The organism is Brevundimonas sp. GW821-FHT10A07, assembly GCF_059415785.1.
In genome coordinates, this window is record NZ_JBWKNX010000009.1 from 137,904 (window position 1) to 158,693 (window position 20,790).

General features: G+C 69.1%; 22 protein-coding genes. 6 read left to right on the forward strand and 16 right to left on the reverse strand.

What is annotated here, in order from left to right; genetic code table 11:
- Positions 1–53: 53 nt before the first annotated feature.
- Positions 54–569 carry a retropepsin-like aspartic protease family protein gene (locus AC07NC_RS09645; protein WP_492072908.1) on the forward strand — a complete coding sequence of 172 codons (516 nt, stop codon included), beginning with the start codon at positions 54–56 and terminating at the stop codon, positions 567–569.
- Here AC07NC_RS09645 and pgsA read toward each other — a convergent pair.
- From pgsA to AC07NC_RS09695, 10 genes are all read right to left on the reverse strand, one after another.
- Positions 566–1,213: a CDP-diacylglycerol--glycerol-3-phosphate 3-phosphatidyltransferase gene (gene pgsA, locus AC07NC_RS09650; RefSeq protein WP_008262640.1), complete on the reverse strand. Its 648-nt coding sequence runs from the start codon at positions 1,211–1,213 to the stop codon at positions 566–568. The genes AC07NC_RS09645 and pgsA overlap by 4 nt on opposite strands.
- Positions 1,210–1,665 carry a PIN domain-containing protein gene (locus AC07NC_RS09655; protein ID WP_008259070.1) on the reverse strand — a complete coding sequence of 152 codons (456 nt, stop codon included), beginning with the start codon at positions 1,663–1,665 and terminating at the stop codon, positions 1,210–1,212. Before AC07NC_RS09655 ends, pgsA begins: the two co-directional genes overlap by 4 nt.
- Positions 1,662–1,907 (reverse strand): type II toxin-antitoxin system Phd/YefM family antitoxin, encoded by a 246-nt coding sequence (locus AC07NC_RS09660; protein WP_372705215.1) that lies wholly within the window; start codon positions 1,905–1,907, stop codon positions 1,662–1,664. The genes AC07NC_RS09655 and AC07NC_RS09660 overlap by 4 nt, the downstream gene beginning before the upstream one ends.
- Positions 1,908–1,943: 36 nt before the next feature.
- Entirely contained in the window at positions 1,944–2,567 is a 624-nt protein-coding gene (locus tag AC07NC_RS09665) for a carbonic anhydrase (RefSeq protein WP_035309586.1), read from the reverse strand.
- Between the two features lie 67 nt (positions 2,568–2,634).
- On the reverse strand, positions 2,635–4,500 hold the full coding sequence (gene uvrC / locus AC07NC_RS09670; RefSeq protein WP_494569401.1) for an excinuclease ABC subunit UvrC: 1,866 nt from the start codon (positions 4,498–4,500) through the stop codon (positions 2,635–2,637).
- 16 nt (positions 4,501–4,516) lie between these two features.
- The gene (locus AC07NC_RS09675; protein WP_494569402.1) at positions 4,517–4,963 is read right to left on the reverse strand and encodes a DMT family transporter; all 447 of its coding nucleotides are present in this window, start codon (positions 4,961–4,963) and stop codon (positions 4,517–4,519) included.
- A 31-nt stretch (positions 4,964–4,994) separates the two neighbouring features.
- A complete protein-coding gene (locus AC07NC_RS09680; RefSeq protein WP_494569403.1) occupies positions 4,995–5,849 on the reverse strand; it encodes an alpha/beta hydrolase in 855 nt (284 codons plus the stop codon).
- A gap of 52 nt (positions 5,850–5,901) precedes the next feature.
- Entirely contained in the window at positions 5,902–6,372 is a 471-nt protein-coding gene (locus AC07NC_RS09685) for an NUDIX domain-containing protein (protein WP_494569404.1), read from the reverse strand.
- Between the two features lie 191 nt (positions 6,373–6,563).
- On the reverse strand, positions 6,564–7,814 hold the full coding sequence (locus AC07NC_RS09690) for a three-Cys-motif partner protein TcmP (RefSeq protein WP_494569405.1): 1,251 nt from the start codon (positions 7,812–7,814) through the stop codon (positions 6,564–6,566).
- Between the two features lie 31 nt (positions 7,815–7,845).
- Positions 7,846–8,622 carry a DUF5131 family protein gene (locus AC07NC_RS09695; protein WP_494569406.1) on the reverse strand — a complete coding sequence of 259 codons (777 nt, stop codon included), beginning with the start codon at positions 8,620–8,622 and terminating at the stop codon, positions 7,846–7,848.
- A 462-nt stretch (positions 8,623–9,084) separates the two neighbouring features.
- On the opposite strand from AC07NC_RS09695, the gene AC07NC_RS09700 reads away from it, so the two are divergent.
- From AC07NC_RS09700 to AC07NC_RS09715, 4 genes are all read left to right on the forward strand, one after another.
- Positions 9,085–9,861 carry an SDR family oxidoreductase gene (locus AC07NC_RS09700; RefSeq protein WP_494569407.1) on the forward strand — a complete coding sequence of 259 codons (777 nt, stop codon included), beginning with the start codon at positions 9,085–9,087 and terminating at the stop codon, positions 9,859–9,861.
- A 3-nt stretch (positions 9,862–9,864) separates the two neighbouring features.
- Entirely contained in the window at positions 9,865–10,263 is a 399-nt protein-coding gene (gene folB / locus AC07NC_RS09705; RefSeq protein ID WP_008259843.1) for a dihydroneopterin aldolase, read from the forward strand.
- Between the two features lie 72 nt (positions 10,264–10,335).
- Complete coding sequence (gene murG / locus AC07NC_RS09710; protein WP_494569408.1) at positions 10,336–11,424, forward strand: undecaprenyldiphospho-muramoylpentapeptide beta-N-acetylglucosaminyltransferase; 1,089 nt, start codon at positions 10,336–10,338, stop codon at positions 11,422–11,424.
- Between the two features lie 55 nt (positions 11,425–11,479).
- Entirely contained in the window at positions 11,480–12,631 is a 1,152-nt protein-coding gene (locus AC07NC_RS09715; protein WP_494569409.1) for a mechanosensitive ion channel family protein, read from the forward strand.
- On the opposite strand, the gene AC07NC_RS09720 is transcribed toward AC07NC_RS09715, so the two are convergent.
- The 5 genes from AC07NC_RS09720 to AC07NC_RS09740 form a co-directional block, all read right to left on the reverse strand.
- Complete coding sequence (locus AC07NC_RS09720; protein ID WP_494569410.1) at positions 12,582–13,007, reverse strand: surface-adhesin E family protein; 426 nt, start codon at positions 13,005–13,007, stop codon at positions 12,582–12,584. The genes AC07NC_RS09715 and AC07NC_RS09720 overlap by 50 nt on opposite strands.
- Positions 13,004–16,441 (reverse strand): AAA family ATPase, encoded by a 3,438-nt coding sequence (locus tag AC07NC_RS09725; RefSeq protein WP_494569411.1) that lies wholly within the window; start codon positions 16,439–16,441, stop codon positions 13,004–13,006. The genes AC07NC_RS09720 and AC07NC_RS09725 overlap by 4 nt, the downstream gene beginning before the upstream one ends.
- Positions 16,442–16,453: 12 nt before the next feature.
- Positions 16,454–17,056 carry a thioredoxin domain-containing protein gene (locus AC07NC_RS09730; protein ID WP_492072923.1) on the reverse strand — a complete coding sequence of 201 codons (603 nt, stop codon included), beginning with the start codon at positions 17,054–17,056 and terminating at the stop codon, positions 16,454–16,456.
- A 3-nt stretch (positions 17,057–17,059) separates the two neighbouring features.
- Complete coding sequence (locus AC07NC_RS09735) at positions 17,060–17,707, reverse strand: DsbA family protein (protein ID WP_008261078.1); 648 nt, start codon at positions 17,705–17,707, stop codon at positions 17,060–17,062.
- 95 nt (positions 17,708–17,802) lie between these two features.
- Positions 17,803–18,354, reverse strand: a complete 552-nt coding sequence (locus tag AC07NC_RS09740; protein WP_035311017.1) for a DUF721 domain-containing protein — start codon at positions 18,352–18,354, stop codon at positions 17,803–17,805.
- Between the two features lie 21 nt (positions 18,355–18,375).
- On the opposite strand from AC07NC_RS09740, the gene mutY reads away from it, so the two are divergent.
- Positions 18,376–19,410 carry an A/G-specific adenine glycosylase gene (mutY, locus tag AC07NC_RS09745; protein ID WP_494569412.1) on the forward strand — a complete coding sequence of 345 codons (1,035 nt, stop codon included), beginning with the start codon at positions 18,376–18,378 and terminating at the stop codon, positions 19,408–19,410.
- A gap of 9 nt (positions 19,411–19,419) precedes the next feature.
- Here mutY and AC07NC_RS09750 read toward each other — a convergent pair whose 3' ends face one another.
- Positions 19,420–20,529 carry a site-specific DNA-methyltransferase gene (locus AC07NC_RS09750; protein WP_494569413.1) on the reverse strand — a complete coding sequence of 370 codons (1,110 nt, stop codon included), beginning with the start codon at positions 20,527–20,529 and terminating at the stop codon, positions 19,420–19,422.
- Positions 20,530–20,790: the final 261 nt, after the last annotated feature.

The following is a 20,790-nucleotide window of genomic DNA, read 5'->3' on the forward strand; positions in this document are numbered from 1 at the left end:
CGTCAGCCAAGTCGGTTCACCGCATTCCAACCTGGGTCGGATAGGCAGGGTGCATGATCCGCATCGACCTTCAGTCCGCCGCCGTTCTGAGCGTCGCCCTCATGGCCTCGTTCGCGACAGCTTTCACGATCCGTCATCTGGACGGCGGAGAGACAGCCATGGCGGCTGCCGCCGATGTCGCTGTCGCGGCTTCCGCGTCCGGAACCCCGACCCAGGTGGTCAAGGGGCCGGACGGTCACTACTGGGCCCAGGCCAGGATCGACGGCCGTGCGGTCCAGGTTCTGGTGGATACGGGCGCCAGCGTGGTGGCCCTGACGCGCGCCGATGCACGTCGGCTGGGTGTCGATCCGGCGCCGGAAGCCTTCACCGGTAAGGTCCAGACCGCCTCGGGCGTGGTGCGGGCCGCGCCGGTCGAACTGAAGACGATCTCGGTCGCCGGGGTCCGGGTCGATAAGGTCGAGGCCCTGGTGGTCGAGGAAGGCCTGACCTATTCGCTGCTGGGCATGAGCTATCTGGGTCGGCTGTCCGCTTTCGAGGCGACGCCGGCGGGTCTGACGCTCAGGCCCTAGAGATCCCGCATCTGGCGCTTGGCTTCGCGGAAATACTGCCAGCCGGTCCACAGGGTGATGACGGCGGCGAACCAGATCAGGAAGACGGCGAAGGATTCGAACGCCGGCTGCCACGACAGGGGCGAACCGTCCGGCTCCTGCAGGCCGAAGGCGTTCCACAACAGGGTGAGCTGCAGCGCGGCCAGGGCGACCATCTGCACGGTGGTCTTCCACTTGGCGGCCAGGGTGACGGGCAGTTCGATCCGCCCGGCCATGGTCTCGCGCAGGGCCGAGACCGCGAACTCACGGAACAGGATCAGGCCGCAGGGCAGGGCGATGCCCGGCAGGGAGCCGGAGGCGAGCACGCCCAGGATGGCCCCCGTGATCAACACCTTGTCCGCGATCGGATCCAGGATGGCGCCCCACCGCGTGGTCGAGTTCCAGCGGCGCGCCAGGAAGCCGTCGACCCAGTCGGTCGAGGCGGCGATGACGAAGATCCAGAAGGCCCAGATCCCGAACTTGGCCTGGGTGTCCGGCGACAGCCAGGCGTCAAGCGCCCCCGGCGCGGCCCCGGCCATCATGGCGAACATCACCACACCGGCGAACAGGCGGATGCCGGTCAGAATGTTCGGGATCGGATTGGCGCGGTGCGGATAGGTGGTCATGGCAGGATTTCCAGCAGGGACGCGAGCAGGGGGTGAAGCGTCTCCGCGAACGGATTGGCGATGGTCACGCCTCGATAGACGAAGCCGTCCTGCATGTCTTCGGAAAGCAGAAGACCGCAGCCCGCTTCGGCGGCGACGGTCAGGATCAAGGCGTCCCAGATCTGCAGATTGAAGAAGGCTGCGGCCTCCAATGCGGCGTCCATGGTCGTGGCCGAGGCGGCGGTCAGCCCAACGCCAGCGCTCCAGTCCAGCACGATCTTCCTGGCGACCTTCGGCGGGTGTCCGCCCTTGCGTGTCAGGATGTTGTAGAACTCGCCGGCAACCTGGGTCGGGATGACGAGGTTCTGCTTGGCGAGGGTCTTCAGCACCCCTAACGCGCGCTGACGCTTGGGTTCGTCATCACCGATGCCGGCGGCGTAACCCAGGACGTTGGTGTCGAGCGCCAGCTTCAAGCGTAACCGTCTTCACGTGTGATGCGTCCGGGCGCGCGGGCGGGCAGGGCGGCCAAATCGTCCACCAGGGCGTGCAGCCGGGCGACGCGTTCATCGTCTGTCTGCTCGCCGGCGGTTGCAGGCGTAATCCGCACCAGCGGCTTGCCGTGCGCGGTGACGACGTAGGACTCGCCAGACGCCACCTCGCGAAAGATGCGCGAGAACTCGCGATTGGCCTCAGTCGCGGTGATCGTCCGTTCCATGGTTCAATAGTAGTGTTTTCCACTACTTTGCGCAAGTCACGCCAATGGTTCGAACCGCGGCTTGTTCGTCAGGGCGCGCAGGACGCCGTCGGCGATGCCGAAATGCAGGCCGGTCAGGGTCAGTTCGCCGGCCGCCTCGCGCTCGGCGATCCAGGGGAAGGTGCGCAGGTTCTCGATCGACAGGCGGACGACGGCCTCTTCGGCGGCGCCTTCGACCTGATCTTCGGACACTTCCTCGGCGACGCGGCGGACGACGGCCGAGCCCTGGGCCACCCAGGGGGCGACGAAGTCGGCGCAGATGTCGGGCGCCCCGTTCAACATGGCGTCGACCCCGCCGCAGTGGGCGTGGCCCATGACGACGATGCGGCGCACGTTCAGCACCTTGACCCCGAACTCCAGCGCGGCCGACACCCCGTGCAGCAGGCCGTCAGGCTCGTAGGGCGGGACCAGATTGGCGACGTTGCGCACCACGAACAACTGGCCGGGCGCCGCGTCGAAGATCAGGGCCGGATCGGCGCGGCTGTCGGAACAGGCGACGATCAGGGTGTGCGGCTTCTGGCCCAGCTCGGCCAGGGCTTCGTACCCGGCGCGGGCGGCGGGCCAATGATCGGTGCGGAACCTGCGGTATCCGGCGGTCAGTTCGTCGTCGATGTCGCTCATGACTCGCCTGTAGCCTCGCTTCAATCCGGACTCAACGGCCACGAGGCCGCAAGGCCGAGGCCGAACTTCAGCTTTTCCTGAAAAAGGCGTGGATGCGTTCGGCCAGGGCCTGGTTGATTCCGTCGATCTTCAGCAGGTCCGCCACCGAGGCGCGGCTGACGCCCTTGGCGGAGCCGAAGGCGTGGAGCAGGGCCTTCTTGCGGCCGGGGCCGACGCCTTCGATCTCGTCCAGAGGGTTCTTCTTGATGTCCATCGAGCGACGCTTGGCGTGGGCGCCGTTGGCGAAGCGGTGGGCCTCGTCGCGCAGCCGTTGCAGGTAATAGAGGGCCGGGGACTTCAGCGGCAGCATGAAGGGCGGCTTGCCGGGCATGAAGAACTTCTCCATCCCCGCATCGCGATCCGGCCCCTTGGCGACGCCGACCACCGCGATGTCGTCCAGGCCCAGATCGGCCAAGACCGCCAACACCTCGGCCAGCTGGCCCGCGCCGCCGTCGATCAGCAGCAGGTCGGGGCGGACGGCGTCCTCGCCCTCTTCCTCGTCCTTGACCAGGCGGGCGAAGCGGCGGCGCATCACCTCGCGCATCATGCCGTAGTCGTCGCCGGGGGTCAGGTCCTCGCCCCGGATATTGAACTTGCGATACTGCGACTTCTGGAATCCGTCGGGGCCGGCCACGACCATGCCGCCGACCGCATTGGTGCCCTGGATATGGGCGTTGTCGTAGATTTCGATCCGCTCGGGTCGGGTTTCCAGGCCGAAGGCCTCGCAGACCTCGTCCAGGATCTTGCCCTGGGCCGAGCTCTCGGCCAGGCGGCGGCCCAGGGCCTCGCGCGCATTGGTCAGGGCGTGATCGACCAGGGCCAGTTTCTCGCCGCGCATCGGGCGGACGATCTCGATCTTGCGGTCCGCCTTCATCGAGAAGGCCTCTTCCAGCAGCTCCAGCTCGTGCGGGCGGACGTTGGACAGGATCAGGCGCGGGATCGGCTTGTCCTCGTAGAACTGGCCCAGGAAGGCTGCCAGGATCTCCGGGTCGGTGTCGGTCTTGTCCACGCGCGGGAAATAGGCGCGGCCGCCCCAGTTCTGGCCGGCGCGATAGAAGAAGACCTGGACACAGGCCTGGCCGCCGTCGCTGTGCAGGGCGAAGACGTCGCCCTCGGCCACGCTGTCGGCGCTGACGGAGTTCTCCATTGAAATGGCGGACAGGGCGCGGATGCGGTCGCGGACGCGGGCGGCCTGTTCGAAGTCCATGGCGTCCGACGCCGCCTGCATTTCCTGCGACAGGCGGCCGATGACGGCGCGGGACTTGCCGCGCAGGAACTGTTCGGCCTCGGTGACCAGCTCGCCATAGTCCTCCAGCGAGATCAGGCCAGTGCAGGGGGCAGAGCAGCGCTTGATCTGGTGCAGCATACAGGGACGGGTTCGGGTCTCGTAGACGCTGTCCGAACAGGATCGCAGCAGGAAGGCCTTCTGCAGCGTGTTCAGCGTCCGATTGACCGCCCAGGTCGAGGCGAAGGGGCCGAAATAGTGGCCCGGCGTGGTGTGGGCGCCGCGATGCTTCTTCACCTGGGGGGCGCGGTGGTCGCTGCGGATCATCAGCTCGGCGAAGGACTTGTCGTCGCGCAGCAGGACGTTGAAGCGCGGCTTCAGCTTCTTGATGAAGTTGGATTCCAGCAGCAGGGCCTCGGTCTCGGACGCCGTGACGACCAGCTCCATTGACCGGGTCTGGGCCACCATCAGGCCGATGCGCTGGGTGTGGAACCGGCCCTGGGCGTACTGGACGATGCGCTTCTTCAGCGACTTGGCCTTGCCGACATAGAGGCATGAGCCGTCCTCGCCATACATGCGATAGACGCCCGGCTTGTCGGGCGCCCGACGCGCCTCGTCGGCGATCAGGGCGGCGGCCGTCAGGTTCGAATCGAGCGTCTCCTCGGTCATCCGGGTGGATATAGGCTCACGACCGCCGAACCAGAAGGACGCCCGCCAGAACCAGGCCCACGCCGGCGATGCGGCCCAGGTTCAGCGGCTGGCGGGGCACGCCCAGGGCGCCGAAATGGTCGAGGACCAGGCTGAGCAGCAGCTGGCCGCCGACCATCAGGGTGATGGTCATGGCCACGCCGAGGCGCGGCACGCCCCAGGCGGCGGCGACCACGAAACAGGCGCCGTAAACCCCGCCCAGCCAGGCGTACCAGGGCAGGGCCCGGGCGGCGGCGAAGTCGGGGCGCGTGTGCATCAGGGCCGCGACGATCCCCAGCACCGTCGTGCCGACGGCGAAGGAGATGAAGGCGGCGTTGACCGGCGAGGCGACGGCCGAGGCCAGCCGGGCGTTGGTCGGCGCCTGCAGGGCGGTGGCGCCCCCGGCCAGGACGACGACGAGGATGGCGATCAGCGACGGGTTCATGCGCCTTGGCTAGCATGCCCTCGGCCGTTTGTTAGCCCGAGATGAAGCGGGCGGCGCGTTCGCCCTCGGGATCGCCGGCGACGCCAAAGCCGCGGTTGATGGTCATGTGGCTGTCGTCGGGGGCGGCGACGACCTCGGCCCGGCCGCCGGCTCGGGTCAGGGCCTGAGCCAGGTCGCGGCTCTGGACGGCCGAATCCTGACGCCGGGCGACGTGGAAGATCAGGAAGGGCGGATAGGCGACGCCGGGGCGGACGCGCAATGTCGGCGACAGGGCGGCCGCCTGGTCGCCGAAAGCCTGGTCATAGGTCTGGCCCAGCCACTGATCGATCCGGTCGTCGCCGCGCGGGGCGGTGGCGTCATAGCCCGCCCCGTCCAGCAGGATGACCCCCGCCAGATCAGACGGCTTCAGCCCGACAGCACCCAGATAGTCGGGGTCGATCCCGACCAGGGCGGCCAGATGGGCGCCGGCCGAGTGGCCCAGCAGATAGATCGGGCGGCCGGGCAGGCGGCGTTTCAGGTCGGCGACGGCGGCGGCGACGTCCATGGCGGACTCGCGGGCGCTGACGGCGGGAACCAGACGATAGCTGGTCGAGGCCAGGGTCAGGCCGTGACGCTGGGCGTAGGCGGGCAGTTCGCTGACCATAGCCCGCTCGCCGCGCGACCAGCCGCCGCCGTGGACGAACAACAGGATCGGTCCGGAGCCGTGGTCCGCATAGACGTCATAGGCCTGGAGCGGGTCGGGGCCGAAGGCCCAGGTGTGGACAGGGGCCGCCGCGCTGCCGCCGGTCTGGTCGCGTCGGCGCCCCAGGCGGCGCTGCGCCAGGGCCGGGCCGGCCAGGGTTGAGAGGGTCAGGCCCAGCAGGGCGGCGCGGCGGGAGACGGGCATGGGACATCCTTTCGGGATCCTCAGGATAACGCCGTGCGCCGTCCGGCCCGCCTCACCAATTTGTATCGATTTGTACGCCGTCGAACCATTCGGCCAGCCGCGCGCGACAGCCCCGGTTGACGTCGGCGGGCAGGGTGTCGGGCGCGAACCAGCCGACCTCGGCGATCTCGCCGTGGCTGGTGCGCTCGCCCCGGTCGAAGGCGTCGATGACGAAGACGGCGACATGATCGCCGGGAAAGAACCGATCGTTGGCGTGCAGCGAGACCAGGCGCGGCGCCGCCCGCGCGATCAGCCCGGTCTCCTCGCGCAGTTCGCGCACCACGGCCTCATGGGTGGTCTCGCCCCGGTCCACCCCGCCGCCCGGCAGCCACCAGCCCGCCAGATAGGTGTGCCGGACCATCGCCACCCGCCCGTCCGCATCCACCGCCACGGCCCGCACGCCCAGCGTCTTGCCCCGCGACAACCGCGACCAGGCGAAGAAGACGGGGCGGGTGAAGGGTTCGACGCGCTGACGCCAGTTCATCAATGTGTCCGCCCCCGGTCGTGGTGTGTGGCGGGATGTTCGATCATCTTTGGGGGCGGGAGGGAAGGGGTGTGGGGGAGGTAGAATGGACGAGGGATCGGTTGCGTCGCTTCTCAACCAACTGAATCGCCGCCTCTTAGGATCTGCCAGCGGACTTAGCGCCGGTGGTCCCCAAATCGGATGTGTCGCGGTTAGAGTGCTGGCTTGGTTGCGAACATCGGGAAGAACGATCGCTGACGCTTGAGCCGCAGGGTGTCCTCGACCGAGATCGTATTGCCCTTACGCCGCACGCCCCCGTCCGGCGTGAGCACTTCAAGATCCTCGTTTTCAAGCATTGCTGAGTGGATGTCGTCCTTGTGGGCGGGCGTGGCGCTGTAGGCGGACTCGTAGAAGTCGCTCATCGGCATGACGTCGCCAGCTTCCATCACCAGCTTCGGGATATCCGAATGGAGTTGGTTTCGGGCAGCGGTGCGGTCGTCGTCCTTGAAGAGGTAGAGGCGCCCTTCGTTGGCGGGGTTGTAGTTGAACATCCGCAGGCCCGATCGGCCGAAGTGGTCGAGCTCGCCGTTATCGTGGAGGATATTGTTGTAGACTTGGCGGGCCCGGTAGTTGTTGGCGAGGTGGAGCATCCAGTACCGCCATCCGTCGGGATTGCGGATTGAGAAGGGGCTGACAAAGGGCGCGCACGATTTAAGCGCCTCATAGACCGTCTTTTCTGCGGCCCCCAGCCACTCCTTTTTGGACATCAGCTTGTCATCCAAGTGGCGCAGCTGTTCGGGTGTCACGCTCAGATGTCTCAGCTGGCGTTCTAGCAGTTCAGGGTCGCGTTGGCTGAGGTAGGTCATCAGCGTCTGGATCGCGAAGGTGTAGAAGACTTCTGTCGAAGCCGTGGTGCGCATGATGTCTTGGACGGTCGCGACTTGAACGTCGGCGTGTCCGTACTGGTCAAGGTTGAAGATGACGCTGCGATAGCGCCCCCCTTCCACGATCGCCTTCATCGCTGGGTAGGCCACCTCGAAGGGGTCGGAAAAGTACTGGGTTTGTATATGAAGCTTGGAGGGCTTGCCCTTGATCGCCGCCACCAGCGGCTCACATCGCGAGCGCAGCAGTTCCACGACATCGGGTGACGCGTCGTTGAAAACCAACATCGCTTCGATTTCGATCGGACTGATACCCTGTACGGCGCGCTGGATGTTGATCGCATCGAGGGTGTTTTCGAGTTCTTCGAGGAAGATCACGGGTGAGCCCGCAGAGCCGCAGTTGTACTGGCCCCCGCCCGCAAACCCATCGACGATAGCGAGGCGAAACCGCTCGCGCTTGGGTAGTTGGCAACGCACGATCAGATACTGACGGAAGTACTCTCGCAAGATCTTGTGCTTACGCCGGCTATGGTCGTCCAGCTTGGCCTTTTCAAGCCAATCGTCATAACCCGCAGTCTTCAAGCCCTACCCCCCGTCGAACCTGGCCTCGGCGTTAAGCCTCCGGTGCCACTGGCATGTCGTTCCAGGTACGGCCGCGATACTCGCGGCCGTTGGCCTTCTTGGAACGCTTCTTGTTATCCTTGCCCCAGGTGCCCCACTGCTTAAAGAAGAAAGCAGTGCCGTAGGTATCGCATTGCGCGTAAATCTCGTCGATCCAATCTTCTCTGATCGGACGAGCGTTGAGCCCGCTCTCCCCGCCGACGATAGCCCAGTGCACGTCTGTGAGGTCAACATCACCAACCGGACCGATCAGAGGCTCGAAGGAGATGAAGCGGATCGCCGCGGGCACGGCGCGCAGATGGTCGATGCGTTCGACGACATCAGCGTTTTCGACGCTGGTGCCCAGCCACACATTAGGCAGAACGTCGGGGATCAGGCGCGCGACCACTTCGGCCATTCGCTCGGGGCGCTTAGTGAGAATTTGGTAGTTGTGGCGGGGCGTCTCGCGCATCACGCGCCAGACGTCGACGATGAATTCCTCGCTCACCGCGTCGTGGAAGAGGTCGCTCATCGAGTTGACGAAGATCTTCTTGGGCTTGCGCCAGCCGTAAGGGATTTCGAGTGCCGCGCGGTCCTCGCGGACCACGCCGTTCCAGATGGCGCGTTTGCCGCTCTTGCGGGTCAGGCCCGTGTACTTGGGGACGCCCATGGCCTCTAGCCGGCGAGCCATCTGCATGGCGTAGCAGTTGGTGCAGCCGGCGGTGACGATGGAGCAGCCCGCCACGGGGTTCCAGGTGGAGTCGGTCCACTCGATCTGCGTCTCAGCCATGGTCAAACTCTTCTGTCGCGTCTCATGCGAAGCTTGCATCGCGGCGCACCATCCACTCCAAGCGGAAAGGCATTCTTAAGCATAACCCTTCCGTGGAAAAATTTCTTGTAACTACTCTGAAACCCCTCGACGCCAACTGCGGACGCAAGTGGACACTAGAGTCCTATCTGGCCGCGCCGCAGACGTGCCATGCGGACTGGTAGCCGAGCCCCCGCGTTGCCAGGATCGACGTCGCTAGCGCCTCGGCCGCTGCCATGAAGCGGATATTCCCAAGGTCGCCTAAGAGTCACTTTCGTCCCTCCATCCCGCCATCCCCCTCCCAAAAACCTGCCCCCGCTTGAACCGCGCCCCGTCCCGCTCTAATCGAAGATCAGACACAGGAGCATCCCATGCTGGCTCTCGGCATCATCTTCGGCTTCGTCGCCGTCATCGCGGCGTTCAACGTCTTCGAGTTCGGTCGGGTTGACTGAAGTCCCGGCGGCGCCCGCCGGCGTCGCCCCGGCGCGGGGCGTCGCCCTGGTCACGGGCGCGGCGCGGCGGATCGGGCGGGAGATCTGCCTGACCCTGGCGCGGGCGGGCTTCGACGTGGCGATCCATCATCATGCGTCGGGCGAGGACGCCCGGACCCTGGCCGACGAGATCGCGGGCCTGGGGCGGCGGGCCTGTCTGTTGCAGGCGGACCTGACGGACGAGGCCCGGGTGCGGGCGCTGGCGCCGGCGGCGGTCGAGGCGCTGGGGCCTGTGACGGTGCTGGTCAACAACGCCTCGGTGTTCGAGGACGACCGGGTCGGCGGCCTGACGCGCGACAGCTGGGACCGGCATATCGAGACCAATCTGCGGGCGCCCCTGGTGCTGGCCGAGGCCTTCGCCGCCCAGGCCGTGGAAGGCGTGATCATCAATCTGCTGGATCAGAAGGTGCTGAAGCCGGATCCGCGCTTCTTCTCCTACAGCCTGTCGCGCAACGGCCTGTGGTGGGCGACCCGGACCCTGGCCCAGGCCCTGGCGCCGGGCATCCGGGTCAATGCCGTGGGGCCGGGGCCGACCCTGCCCTCGATCCACCAGACCCCCGAGGAATTCGCCGCCGAGGCGCGCGGCACCCTGTTGCAGACGCCCGGCAGCCCGCAGGCGGTGGCCGAGGCCGTGCTGTGGCTCATTGACGCGCGGATGGTCACGGGCCAGATGATCGCCGTCGACGGGGGCCAGCACCTGGCCTGGCGCACCCCCGACATCCAGGAGTAGCGCGTGGTCCAGTCCTCTCAGGTGACGCCGTTTCCGGCGGACGAGCCGCTGCGTTTCGAACGGCTGAGCGTCTTCGTGCGCGGGCTGGAGGTCGAGGCCGGGATCGGGGTCTATGACCACGAGCAGGGGCGGCTGCAGCGGCTGGTGATCGATGTGACGCTGGAGCTGGAGCCGCGGCCGATCGAACGGCTGGGCGACACCATCAACTACGAGACCGTGGCCAATGCGGCGCGCGCCATCGCCGCCGAGGGCCATGTGGGCCTGGTCGAGACCTTCGCCGAACGGCTGGCGCGGGCCTGTCTGGAGGACCGGCGGGTGCGGCGGGCGACCGTGCGGATCGAGAAGCCAGGCGCCCTTCAGGCCGTGATCGCGCCGGGCTGCGAGATCGTTCTGGCGCGCTAGGGCGTCGGTGATCCCGCTCCCTGTCGTCCGGGTTTCAGACTATTCAGACGGTGTTTTTCGGAGACCGCACCCATGACCCAGCTCTGCGTCGTCGCCGCCGGCGGCACCGGCGGCCACATGTTCCCGGCCGAGGCCCTGGCGCGGGAACTGGCCGCGCGCGGCTGGCGCGTGGTGCTGGCGACCGATCATCGCGGCGAGCAATACGCCCACGCCTTCCCGGCCGTGGAACGGCTGGCCCTGGATGCGGCGACCGGCTCGGGCCCGCTGGGCCTGATCAAGGCGGGGGTGGCCATCTTCAAGGGGGTGATGCAGGCGCGCGCGGCCTTTGACCGGCTGGGGGCGGACGTGGTGGTGGGGTTCGGCGGCTATCCGTCGGCGCCGGCGCTGGTGGCGGCGGTGACGTCGCAGCGGCCGACCGTGATCCATGAGCAGAACGCCGTCCTGGGCCGCACCAACCGTATCCTGGCCCCCTATGTCGGCGAAGTGGCCTCGTCCTTCCCGACGCTGGAGCGGGCGCCGGCCAGGGTGCAGGGCCGGTCGCACGTCGTCGGCTCGCCGGTGCGGAGCGAGATCCGCGCCCTGTTCGACCGGGCCTATGCCGCCCCGGTCGACGGCGGCCCCATCCAGGTGCTGGTGACGGGCGGCAGCCAGGGGGCGCGCATCCTGTCGGAGACCACGCCCCGCGCCCTGGCCGCCCTGCCGGAAGCCCTGCGCCGTCGTCTGAAGGTGCAGCAGCAGTCGCGGCCCGAGACGCTGGAGACCGCCCGCCAGATCTATCTGGAGGCCGGGATCGAGGCCGAGGTCGCGCCCTTCTTCCGCGACATGGCCGAGCGTCTGTCCAAGGCGCATCTGGTCGTCGGCCGTTCGGGCGCCTCGACCTGCGCCGAACTGGCCGTCGCGGCCCTGCCGTCGGTGCTGATTCCGCTGAAGATCGCCATGGACGACCACCAGCGCCTGAACGCCAAGGCCCTGGTCGACGCCGGGGCGGCGGAGATGGTGCTGGAGGACGATCTGACGGTTCAGGGCCTGACGGCGACGCTGGAGGGACTGCTGTCCGACCCGGCGCGTCTGGCGGCCATGGCGGCGGCGGCGCGTTCGGTCGCCATCCCCGATGCGGCGCAGCGCCTGGCCGATCTGGTGGAGAAGACGGCGAAGGGCTGAACCGCGTTCGCCAAGCTTTGCGGGAACTCATTCGGCGTCAATGCGTCCCTTACGCATGCCTCCTGAAATCACCGCCCTGACCCGCCAGATTCATGACCTGTGGCGCCGGTTCGACTGGCTGCCCGAATGGGCCGTGATCGTGCTGGTGACGGCCGGCTTCGTCGCAGGCGGATGGGTGGCGCACAAGATCGTCTTCATGATCCTGCGGCGGGTGGTGAAGAACCGCGACGTCTTCTGGCGCGGCGTGGTCGAGCGGGCGCGCAAGAAGCTGCGGGTCATGATGATCCTGATCGGCATCGGCATCGGCGTGACCGTCTCGCCGATGGATCCCGCGCCGTCGGCCGACATCCGCGAAGTGCTGCGTTTCCTGTTCGTCCTGACCCTGGGCTGGCTGGCCTCGGGCCTGCTGGACATGTGGTCGGTGATGCACCTGAAGCGGTACAATATCGCCGTCGAGGACAATCTGCTCGCCCGCAAACACCTGACCCAGACCCGCATCCTGCAACGGGTGGCCAAGGTGATCCTGTTCATCGTCACCGTGGGTCTGGCCCTGATGACCATCGCCGGCTTCCGCCAGTGGGGCGTCAGCCTGCTGGCCTCGGCGGGCGTGGTCGGCATCATCGCCGGTCTGGCCCTGCAGCCGATCCTGACGAACATGGTCGCGGGCATCCAGATCGCCCTGACCCAGCCGATCCGCCTGGACGACGCCGTCATCGTCGAGAACGAGTGGGGCAATGTCGAGGAGATCACCGCCACCTATGTGGTGGTCAAGCTGTGGGACTGGCGGCGGATGGTCCTGCCCCTGTCCTACTTCATCTCGACGCCGTTCCAGAACTGGACGCGAGAGAACGCCCGCCTGATCGGCTCGGCCTTCTTCTACGTCGATTACGAAGCCCCGATCGACCGGCTGCGCACGGCCTTCGAGGGGATCGTCAAGGCGTCCAAGCTGTGGGACGGCGACGTGCAGGTGATGCAGGTGACCGACATCACCGCACGAGTGCTTCAGGTCCGCTGCCTGGCCAGCGCCCGCTCCGCCGGCGTCGCCTTCGACCTGCGCTGCGAAATCCGCGAGAAACTGATGGCCTTCATGCGCGACGAATGCCGCGAAGCCCTGCCGCGCGAACGGCTGGAATGGCCGCAGGGGGAGGAGCGGGCCGTCAGTCCTTCAGCGCCGCTTGACCCTGAAGGATCGCTTCGTCCAGCCTGAGGGTCTCGCGAGCAGCAGCCTCCCCGCACGCCACGGCCATCAGTTCCGCCGCGTCTCCGCCAGGCGCGGCTTCATAGGGCGGGGCGGGGTCGGGCGTCGCCGGGCCTTCGGTTCCGTCGGCGCGCAGGGAAGCGAAGTCGAGCCGGTCCGCCGTGCCGGCGCGGCAATCGAAGGCCCAGCGCGACCAGCCGCCGACATAGGTCACGTCCCCGACCTTGAACCCGGTCTCCGTGACCTGAAGCTCGCGCATATGGGCCACGTCGCCCGTGCGTTCGATGGAGGCGACATCGGCATAGATGGCGAAACGGCCGACGCCGGTCGGGACCAGTTCAGGATCGGCCCCAGTCAGCAGGAAGGCCAGCAGCAGGGGGATCATGCGACCAGCTTCTCCGCCTGGTGCAGGTCCACGCTGACCAACTGGCTCATGCCGCGCTCGGGCATGGTGACGCCGTACAGCCGGTCCATGCGGCTCATGGTGACGGGGTTGTGGGTGATGACGATGAAGCGGGTGTCCGTGCGTGACCGCATCTCGTGCAGCATCTTGCAGAACCGGTCGACGTTCGCGTCGTCGAGCGGGGCGTCGACCTCGTCCAGCACGCAGACGGGGGCGGGGTTGGCCAGGAAGACGCCGAAGATCAGGGCCGCCGCCGTCAGGGCCTGTTCGCCGCCGCTCATCAGGCTCATGACCGACAGCCGCTTGCCGGGCGGGCAGGCGTAGATCTCCAGGCCCGCCTCCAGCGGATCGTCGCTCTCGACCAGTTTCAGCTCGGCCTGGCCGCCGTCGAACAGGGCCTCGAACAGGGCCTTGAAGTTGGCGTTGATGACGTCGAACGCGGCGACCAGCCGTTCGCGGCCCTCGGCGTTCAGTTCGTCGATGCCGTCGCGCAGCTTGGCGATGGCCTGGGTCAGGTCGATCCGCTCGGACTTCATGCTGTTCAGCCGCTCGCCGTATTCGGTCGCCTCGTCCTCGGCCCGCAGGTTGACGGCGCCCAGGGCCTCGCGTTCCCGCTCCAGCCCGTACAGCAGGCTTTCGGCGCCGGCGGCGTCGGGCGGCCGGGCCACGGCCTCGTCGGTCAGCTTGCGGGCCAGGTCTTCCGGCGACATCTGGGCGGTTTCGCGGACGGTGGTCTCGGCTTCGGTCAGCTTCTCGGCCGCGGCCTCGGCGCGGGCGGCGAGACCGGCGCGGGCTTCGCGGGCCTGGGAGGCGGCGGCGTCGGCGGCGCGGGCGGCGCGATCAGCCTCGCTTGCAGCAGTCTCGGCCGTGGCCATGGCGTCGGACGAGGCCTGTTTGCGCTGTTCGGCGGCGGTCAGCGCATCCAGCAGCTTGCTGCGCTGTTCCGCGAAGCCCTGGGGCGCGACCTCGGCCTGTTTCAGCTGGGCGGCGGTTCGCTCGGCGTCCGTGGTCAGGGCGGCGACCCGGGCGCCGCTGTCCTTGGACCGGGCGATCCAGCCGTCGCGGGCGCGGGTCAGGCCGCCCAGGCGTTGTTCGCGGCCCTGGCGGTCGCGGGCCTCGGCGTCGCGATCGGAACGGGCGGTCTGGGCGGCGATGCGGGCGGCGTCGGCGGCGGCGCGGGCGGCGGTCAGATCGTCACGCAGGACGGACAGGGTCTCGGACGGGGCCTCGACCGTCTGTGCGGCGGCCAGGGCGGCTTCGGCCTCGGCCACCTCGGCCGCCAGACGCGCCAGGGCCTCATCCAGAGCCTGGGCGCGGGCCTCGCGGCGGGTCTGGTCGCGGGTCAGGCTTTCGACGCGGTCGCGGGCGGCGGTCACGGCCTTGTCGAGGGCGAAGGGTTTGAGGCGGGCGGTCTTCACCGCCTCCTCGGCGGCGCGGAAGGCCTCTGCCGCCCCCTTTTGCTGGGCCTGGGCCTGTTCGAGCGCCGGCTTGCCCTTGTCGATCTCGGTTTCCAGCTCGGCCAGGCGGGTGCGCTGGGCCAGGCGGACGGCGGCGGGGCGGGGCGCCTCGGCGCGGCTGACGAAACCGTCCCAGCGGAACAGGTCGCCCTCGGGCGTGGCCAGACGGGCGCCGACGGGCAGGGAGCGGGCCAGTTCGGCCGCCTGGGCGCGAGGGGCGACGCCGCACAGAACCAGGCGGGCGGCCAACTGCTCGGGCGCCTGGACGTGGTCGGACAGGGGCTCCACCCCCGCGGGCCAGACCGGCGGGTGGGGATCGGCCCCGCCCCAGTAGGCGGCGGCGCGGGCGTCCAGGGCCGCGTCGAGGTCTTCGCCCAGGGCGGCGGCCAGGGCGGCCTCATAGCCCCGGTCGGCGCGGACCTTGTCGAGGGCGGGTGCGTGGTCGCGCTTGCCGCCGACCAGCAGTTGGGCCAGGCCGCGCGCCTCGGTCTGGAGCCGGCCCAGCCGGTCTTCGGCGGCGCGGGCGGCGGTGCGGGCGTCCTGTTCGGCGCGGGCCAGGTCGCCGCGTTTGGCCTCAGCGGCCTCGACGGCTTCGCGGGCGGCGGTCAGCTCGGCCTGGGCGGTCTCCAGCGCCTGGCGAGCGGTCTCAAGCTCGGGCGTTTCCAGCGGCCCCAGGGCGTCGCGTTCGCGCTGCGCCTGATCCCGCTGGGCGGCGACGCGGGTGAGGCGGGTCTCGGCGTCTCGGCGGCGGGCGGCCTCGGCGTTGGCGCGGGCCTCGACGGCGGCGAGGGCGGCGGCCAGACGTTCAACCTCGGCGTCGGCGGCCTTGCGGGCCTCTTCGGCGGCGGTCAGGGCCTTGTCCAGTTCGGGGCCGCGTTCGGGGGCGGCGGCGATCTCGGCCTGGAGCCGGGTCAGTTCCTGGTCCAGCCGGTCCAGTTCGCGCCGGGCGTCGGCGGCCATATTGGTCTCGCGCTCGGCGTCGGCGGCGATGCGGGCGGCCTCGGCCTTGAGACGGTCCACCTCGGCGCGGGCGGCCTGTTCGGCCATGTCGAGGCGGTCGCGCTCCAGACTGGCCCGGTGCAGCAGGGCGGAGGCGACGGCGTCCTCCTCCCGCGCCGGCTTCAGCGCCTCCTGGGCGGCGAGGGCGGCGGTCTGGGCGGCGGCGGCGGCGGTCGTCGTTTCCGCCACCGCGCGGTCGGCGGCGCGCAGTTCCTCGGCGGCGGTCTCGGCCGCCAGTCTGGCGTCGTTCCAGCGGACGTAGAGGAGCGCCGACTGGAGGGCGCGGATCTCGGCGGAGATCTTCTTGTACTTCTCGGCCTGGCGGGCTTCGCGCCTCAGCCGGTTCAGCGCCGTCTCCAGCTCGCGGCCGATGTCGTCAAGGCGTTCGAGGTTGGTCTCGGCCGCCTTGAGCCGCAGTTCGGCCTCGTGGCGGCGGGTGTGCAGGCCGGCGACGCCGCCCGCCTCTTCCAGGATGCGGCGGCGGTTCTGGGGTTTGGCGGCGATCAGTTCCGAGATCTGGCCCTGGCGGACCAGGGCGGGGGAGTTGGCGCCGGTCGAGGCGTCGGCGAACAGCAGCTGGACGTCGCGGGCGCGGACCTCCTTGCCGTTGATCCGGTAGGTCGAGCCCTGGCCCCGGTCGATGCGGCGCGACACCTCCAGCACCGGGCTGTCGGTGAAGGGCTGGGGGGCGCGGCGCTGGGCGTTGTCGATGGTCAGGCTGACTTCGGCGTGACTGCGCGGCGGGCGGCCGGCGGCGCCGGCGAAGATGACGTCGTCCATGCCCTGACCGCGCATGGCCTTGGCCGAGTTGGCGCCCATGACCCAGCGCAGGCTTTCAAGGACGTTGGACTTGCCGCAGCCGTTGGGGCCGACGACGCCGGTCAGGCCGGATTCGATGTGCACTTCCGCCGGATCGACGAACGACTTGAAGCCGACGAGCCGGAGGCGCTGGAACTGCATCGGTCCTGGCGGTTACCGGCGCAGCAGCGGATCGACGGCGGCCGACAGGGCCTCCAGCGAGTGGTCGGCGACGGGCTTGCCGTTGACGAAGAAGCTGGGGGTGCCCGCCACGCCGGCTTCCTGCGCGCCTTCGATCTGGGCCTGAAGCGCAGCGCCGGTCGCGGGGTCGCCGAGGCAGGTCTCGATCTGTTCGCGCGTCTTGCCGCTGGCGGCCAGGCCGGCGTCGAACCAGGGCTTGGCGCCGGTGGTGCGCAGATTGGCCTGGTCGCGCATGAAGACCTCGGCCACGTCGAAATAGCGGCCGGGCGCGGCGCAGATGGCCACGGCCGCAGCAGCGGCGGCGACATTGGCCGGGGCGGTCGGCAGGTTGCGATGGACCAGGCGGACCTTGCCCGTGTCGATATAGCGGGCTTTGAAGGCCGGCAGGACGTCGTTGTGGAAGTCGGCGCAGTGCGAGCAGGTGAAGCTGGCGTATTCGATAACCGTCACCGGCGCGTCGGCCCGACCCAGGACATGATCCAGGGCCGTCACGGGCGGCGGGGGCTCGGCGGCGAAGGCCGGCCCCGCCAGTGTGGCGGTCAGGAGGGCGAGGGTGAGGACGGCGCGCCGGATCATGGCTTATTTCGCCAGTTCGGCGTCGATGGCCGTCGACAGGTCGGCCAGGCTGGCGCCTTCGCCGCCGGGGGTGATGACCTGGGTGTCGTTGACGTAGAAGGCCGGGGTGCCGGTCACGCCCTGGGCCTGGGCGAACTGGACGCGCTTCTCCATGGCGGCGACGGCCTCCTTGTCGGTGACGCAGTCGTTGAACTGCTGCTCGGACAGGCCGGCGGCCTGGGCCGTGCGCAGCAGCCAGTCGCGCGGCGACGAGGTCAGCATTTCCTGCTGGGTGGCCATCAGCTGGTGGATGACGTCGAAATACTTGTCCGGACCGGCGCAGCGGGCGACCAGGAAGCCGGCGGTGGCGGCGTCGACCGGCGGGGTCGGCAGTTCGCGGAAGATGTAGCGGACCTTGTTGGTGTCGACGTACTTGGCCTTGAACGCCGGCCAGGTCTTGGCCTGCCACACGGCGCAGTGGGGGCAGGTGACCGAGGCGTATTCGACCACGGTGACCTTGGCGCCTTCCGCCGCGCCCAGGCCCATGTCGCCCTCGGCCGCGCCCTTGGAGCCGCCGGCGCCGCAGGCGGCCAGGGCCATGGTCGCCATGGCGGCGCCGGTGATGGCCGCACGGCGGCTCATGCGGGCGAAACGGGTTTCGAAATTGGCCATTGGACTTCCTTGGTCGGAGCGTTGCCGGATGATCGCGCGATTCCCGGGGAACAGCGCAACCTTGATCATTCGAGAACAGGTGCGGCGAAGATTTGTCAATCGCGGTCGTTCGAGCGTGACAGGGTGGCGCGGCCCAGGCGGGCCAGGGCGGCGCGCAGTTCGTCGGGAACGTCGGCGATGGAGGCGGCCAGATCGGCCTCGGCCTCGGCGGCCAGGGGCGGGGGCTTGGCGGCGCGCTTGGGGCGGGCGGCGGCCTCGGTCAGGGGTTTGATCGGACCCTGGGCGATGCGGAGGCGATCGACCGAACCGGCGCCGAGGAACAGGTTCACGCGGGCCAGGATGTCTTCGGACTGATGCTGGACCAGAAGGGCGGCGGCGCCGGCGACGCGCAGCTCCAGCACGCCGGGCTGGCCGGCCTTGCCCTTGGTCAGCTTCTGGGGGCGGGTGACGCGGGCCAGGCGGTCGCCGACGATCTCGCGCCAGCGGGGCTCCAGCGCGCCGGCGCCGCGGCCGAATTTCTCGTCCAGCTTCTTGATCAGCGGCGTCAGGGCCTTGCCGGCGCGCGGGGCCGGGCGCGGCGCCGGGCGGGTGCGGCGGCGCGACAGAATCTCGCGGACCTCGGCGTCTGTGGGCAGCGGGCGGCGCATGGGCCTATATAGCGCCATCTCATGCTCGACGTCTCTCTGATCCGTTCCGAATTGCTGGCCTGGTACGACCGGCATGCGCGCAGTCTGGCGTGGCGCGCGCCGCCGGGGGTGGAGGCGCGGACCGATCCCTATCGGGTCTGGCTGTCGGAGGTGATGCTGCAGCAGACCACGACGCCGCATGCGACGCCCTATTTCCAGAGCTTCACCGCCCGCTGGCCGACGGTGTCGGACCTGGCGGGGGCCGAGGACGGCGAGGTCATGGCCGCCTGGGCGGGGCTGGGCTACTACGCCCGGGCTCGCAATCTGCTGGCCTGCGTCCGGGCGGTGGCGGGCGAGCATGGGGGCGTGTTTCCGGATACGGAGGCGGGCTTGCTGGCCCTGCCGGGAGTGGGCGCCTATACGGCCGCCGCCGTGGCGGCCATCGCCTTTGATCGCCCGGCCAATGTGGTGGACGGCAATGTCGAGCGCGTCATGGCGCGGCTGTTCGCGGTCGAGACCCCGGTTCCGGCTGCGCGGCCCAAGCTGAGGCGGTTGGCGGGGCTGTTCGTGACGGACGAGCGGCCGGGCGATTGGGCGCAGGCGCTGATGGATCTGGGGGCGACGGTGTGTCGGCCCAAGTCGCCGCTATGCGGCCAGTGCCCGGCGGCGGATCAGTGTCTGGGTCTGGCGAGCGGAGCGCCGGAGCGGTTCCCGGTCAAACTGAAGAAGGCTGAGCGTCCGCATCGCCAGGGCGTGGCCTTCGTCATGATCGATCCCGACGGACAGGTGGCGCTGGAGCGGCGGCCGGACAAGGGGTTGCTGGGCGGGATGCTCGGCTTGCCGACGTCGGACTGGGGCGCCGCGCCCCATCCTACGCCGCCGGTCGCCGCCGACTGGCGCGAGGCGGGGGCGGTCGAGCATGTCTTCACCCATTTCAGCCTGACCCTGACGGTGCGGGTCGCCCACGTCAGGCCGGCCGGCGACTATCAGTGGCTGGGGCTGGAGGCGGCGCGGGCCGCCTTGCCGACCGTCTTCGCCAAGGCGCTGGATCGGGCCGGCGAACCGGCCCTGATCTGAACCCGCCGCCTATTGCATCCCGGCGCGGACCTCGGCGCGGAGGGCGTCGATGGATTTCAGGCCCTGGTCGGTCTTGAAGCGCCAGTAGGTCCAGCCGTTGCAGGCGGGGGCGTTCTCGAACAGGGCGCCCAGCTTGTGGATCGAGCCGGTCATCGAGCCGGACACCAGGGAGCCGTCGGCGCGGACGCGGGCCTCGCGCTCGCCCTTGGGGCAATAGAGGCGGTCGCCCGGGTGCAACAGGCCGGCTTCGACCAGGGCGCCGAAGGGCACCTTGGGCTCGGCGCGCTTGGAGCCCATGACCATCAGGTCTTCGGGATTGGCGGGAATGACCGAGGCGATGCGGGTCTCGGCGACCTCGGCGTAGGTCTCGTCACGCTCGATGCCGATATAGTGGCGACCCAGGCGTTTGGCGGCGGCGCCGGTGGTGCCGGTGCCGAAGAAGGGATCCAGCACGACGTCGCCGGGGCGGGTGGCCGACAGCAGCACACGGTGCAGCAGGGCCTCGGGCTTCTGGGTCGGATGAGCCTTCTTGCCGTCGGCGTCCTTGATCCGCTCCTCGCCGGTGCACAGGGCGAAGGTCCAGTCGGACCGCATCTGGGTGTCTTCGTTGAAGGCCTTCAGGGCGTCGTAGTTGAAGGTGTAGCGCTTCTGGTCGCGCGAGCGGGCGGCCCAGATCAGGGTCTCGTGGGCGTTGGTGAACCGGGTGCCCTTGAAGTTCGGCATCGGGTTGGACTTGCGCCAGATGATGTCGTTCAGCACCCAGAAGCCCAGATCCTGGATCGCCGCGCCCAGGCGGAAGACGTTGTGATAGGAGCCGATCACCCAGATCGAGCCCTCGGGCTTCAGCACCCGACGGCATTCGGTCAGCCAGGCGCGGGTGAAGGCGTCGTATTCGGCGAAACTGTCGAACTTGTCCCAGTCGTCGTCGACGGCGTCGACCTTGGAATTGTCGGGACGCAGCAGGTCGCCGCCCAGCTGGAGATTATAGGGCGGGTCGGCGAAGACCATGTCGACCGAGGCGTCGGGCAGGCTTTTCAGCACGGCGATGCAATCGCCACGGTGAATGACGTCCTTAGCCAGGGTGGGCTTATCCAGGGTGGGGAGCTTCAGATCGGACATGCAACGCGGCCTCGGAACAGTGAGACGGGCATGGTGAATCCTTACGGTTAAGGCAGTGTTGATTCCGGGGTTTTCTTTGCGCGCCGTGACGCGGGCGAGCGGAGGCGCCGACGCGCTTTCGCTGCGAAGTTCATGGAGGGCTGGGCGGGGCGCCGGGCCTTCGCCCGGAGTTTTGTGTTCTGAGTACCGTTTCGACGAAGGTTTGACGCCCCGCGCGGTTGGTTGGCCTGCAAGCTCGGGGCGCCGAGCGGTGGCGGTCTT

Excerpts from the sequence above, each read along its gene's own strand:
- AC07NC_RS09645 (WP_492072908.1), top strand. The coding sequence starts at position 54 with ATGATCCGCATCGACCTTCAGTCCGCCGCCGTTCTGAGCGTCGCCCTC.
- pgsA (WP_008262640.1), bottom strand. The coding sequence starts at position 1,213 with ATGACCACCTATCCGCACCGCGCCAATCCGATCCCGAACATTCTGACC.
- AC07NC_RS09660 (WP_372705215.1), bottom strand. The coding sequence starts at position 1,907 with ATGGAACGGACGATCACCGCGACTGAGGCCAATCGCGAGTTCTCGCGC.
- AC07NC_RS09665 (WP_035309586.1), bottom strand. The coding sequence starts at position 2,567 with ATGAGCGACATCGACGACGAACTGACCGCCGGATACCGCAGGTTCCGC.
- uvrC (WP_494569401.1), bottom strand. The coding sequence starts at position 4,500 with ATGACCGAGGAGACGCTCGATTCGAACCTGACGGCCGCCGCCCTGATC.
- AC07NC_RS09675 (WP_494569402.1), bottom strand. The coding sequence starts at position 4,963 with ATGAACCCGTCGCTGATCGCCATCCTCGTCGTCGTCCTGGCCGGGGGC.
- AC07NC_RS09680 (WP_494569403.1), bottom strand. The coding sequence starts at position 5,849 with ATGCCCGTCTCCCGCCGCGCCGCCCTGCTGGGCCTGACCCTCTCAACC.
- AC07NC_RS09685 (WP_494569404.1), bottom strand. The coding sequence starts at position 6,372 with ATGAACTGGCGTCAGCGCGTCGAACCCTTCACCCGCCCCGTCTTCTTC.
- AC07NC_RS09695 (WP_494569406.1), bottom strand. The coding sequence starts at position 8,622 with ATGGCTGAGACGCAGATCGAGTGGACCGACTCCACCTGGAACCCCGTG.
- murG (WP_494569408.1), top strand. The coding sequence starts at position 10,336 with ATGACCCAGCTCTGCGTCGTCGCCGCCGGCGGCACCGGCGGCCACATG.
- AC07NC_RS09715 (WP_494569409.1), top strand. The coding sequence starts at position 11,480 with ATGCCTCCTGAAATCACCGCCCTGACCCGCCAGATTCATGACCTGTGG.
- AC07NC_RS09720 (WP_494569410.1), bottom strand. The coding sequence starts at position 13,007 with ATGATCCCCCTGCTGCTGGCCTTCCTGCTGACTGGGGCCGATCCTGAA.
- AC07NC_RS09725 (WP_494569411.1), bottom strand. The coding sequence starts at position 16,441 with ATGCAGTTCCAGCGCCTCCGGCTCGTCGGCTTCAAGTCGTTCGTCGAT.
- AC07NC_RS09730 (WP_492072923.1), bottom strand. The coding sequence starts at position 17,056 with ATGATCCGGCGCGCCGTCCTCACCCTCGCCCTCCTGACCGCCACACTG.
- AC07NC_RS09735 (WP_008261078.1), bottom strand. The coding sequence starts at position 17,707 with ATGGCCAATTTCGAAACCCGTTTCGCCCGCATGAGCCGCCGTGCGGCC.
- AC07NC_RS09740 (WP_035311017.1), bottom strand. The coding sequence starts at position 18,354 with ATGCGCCGCCCGCTGCCCACAGACGCCGAGGTCCGCGAGATTCTGTCG.
- mutY (WP_494569412.1), top strand. The coding sequence starts at position 18,376 with ATGCTCGACGTCTCTCTGATCCGTTCCGAATTGCTGGCCTGGTACGAC.
- AC07NC_RS09750 (WP_494569413.1), bottom strand. The coding sequence starts at position 20,529 with ATGTCCGATCTGAAGCTCCCCACCCTGGATAAGCCCACCCTGGCTAAG.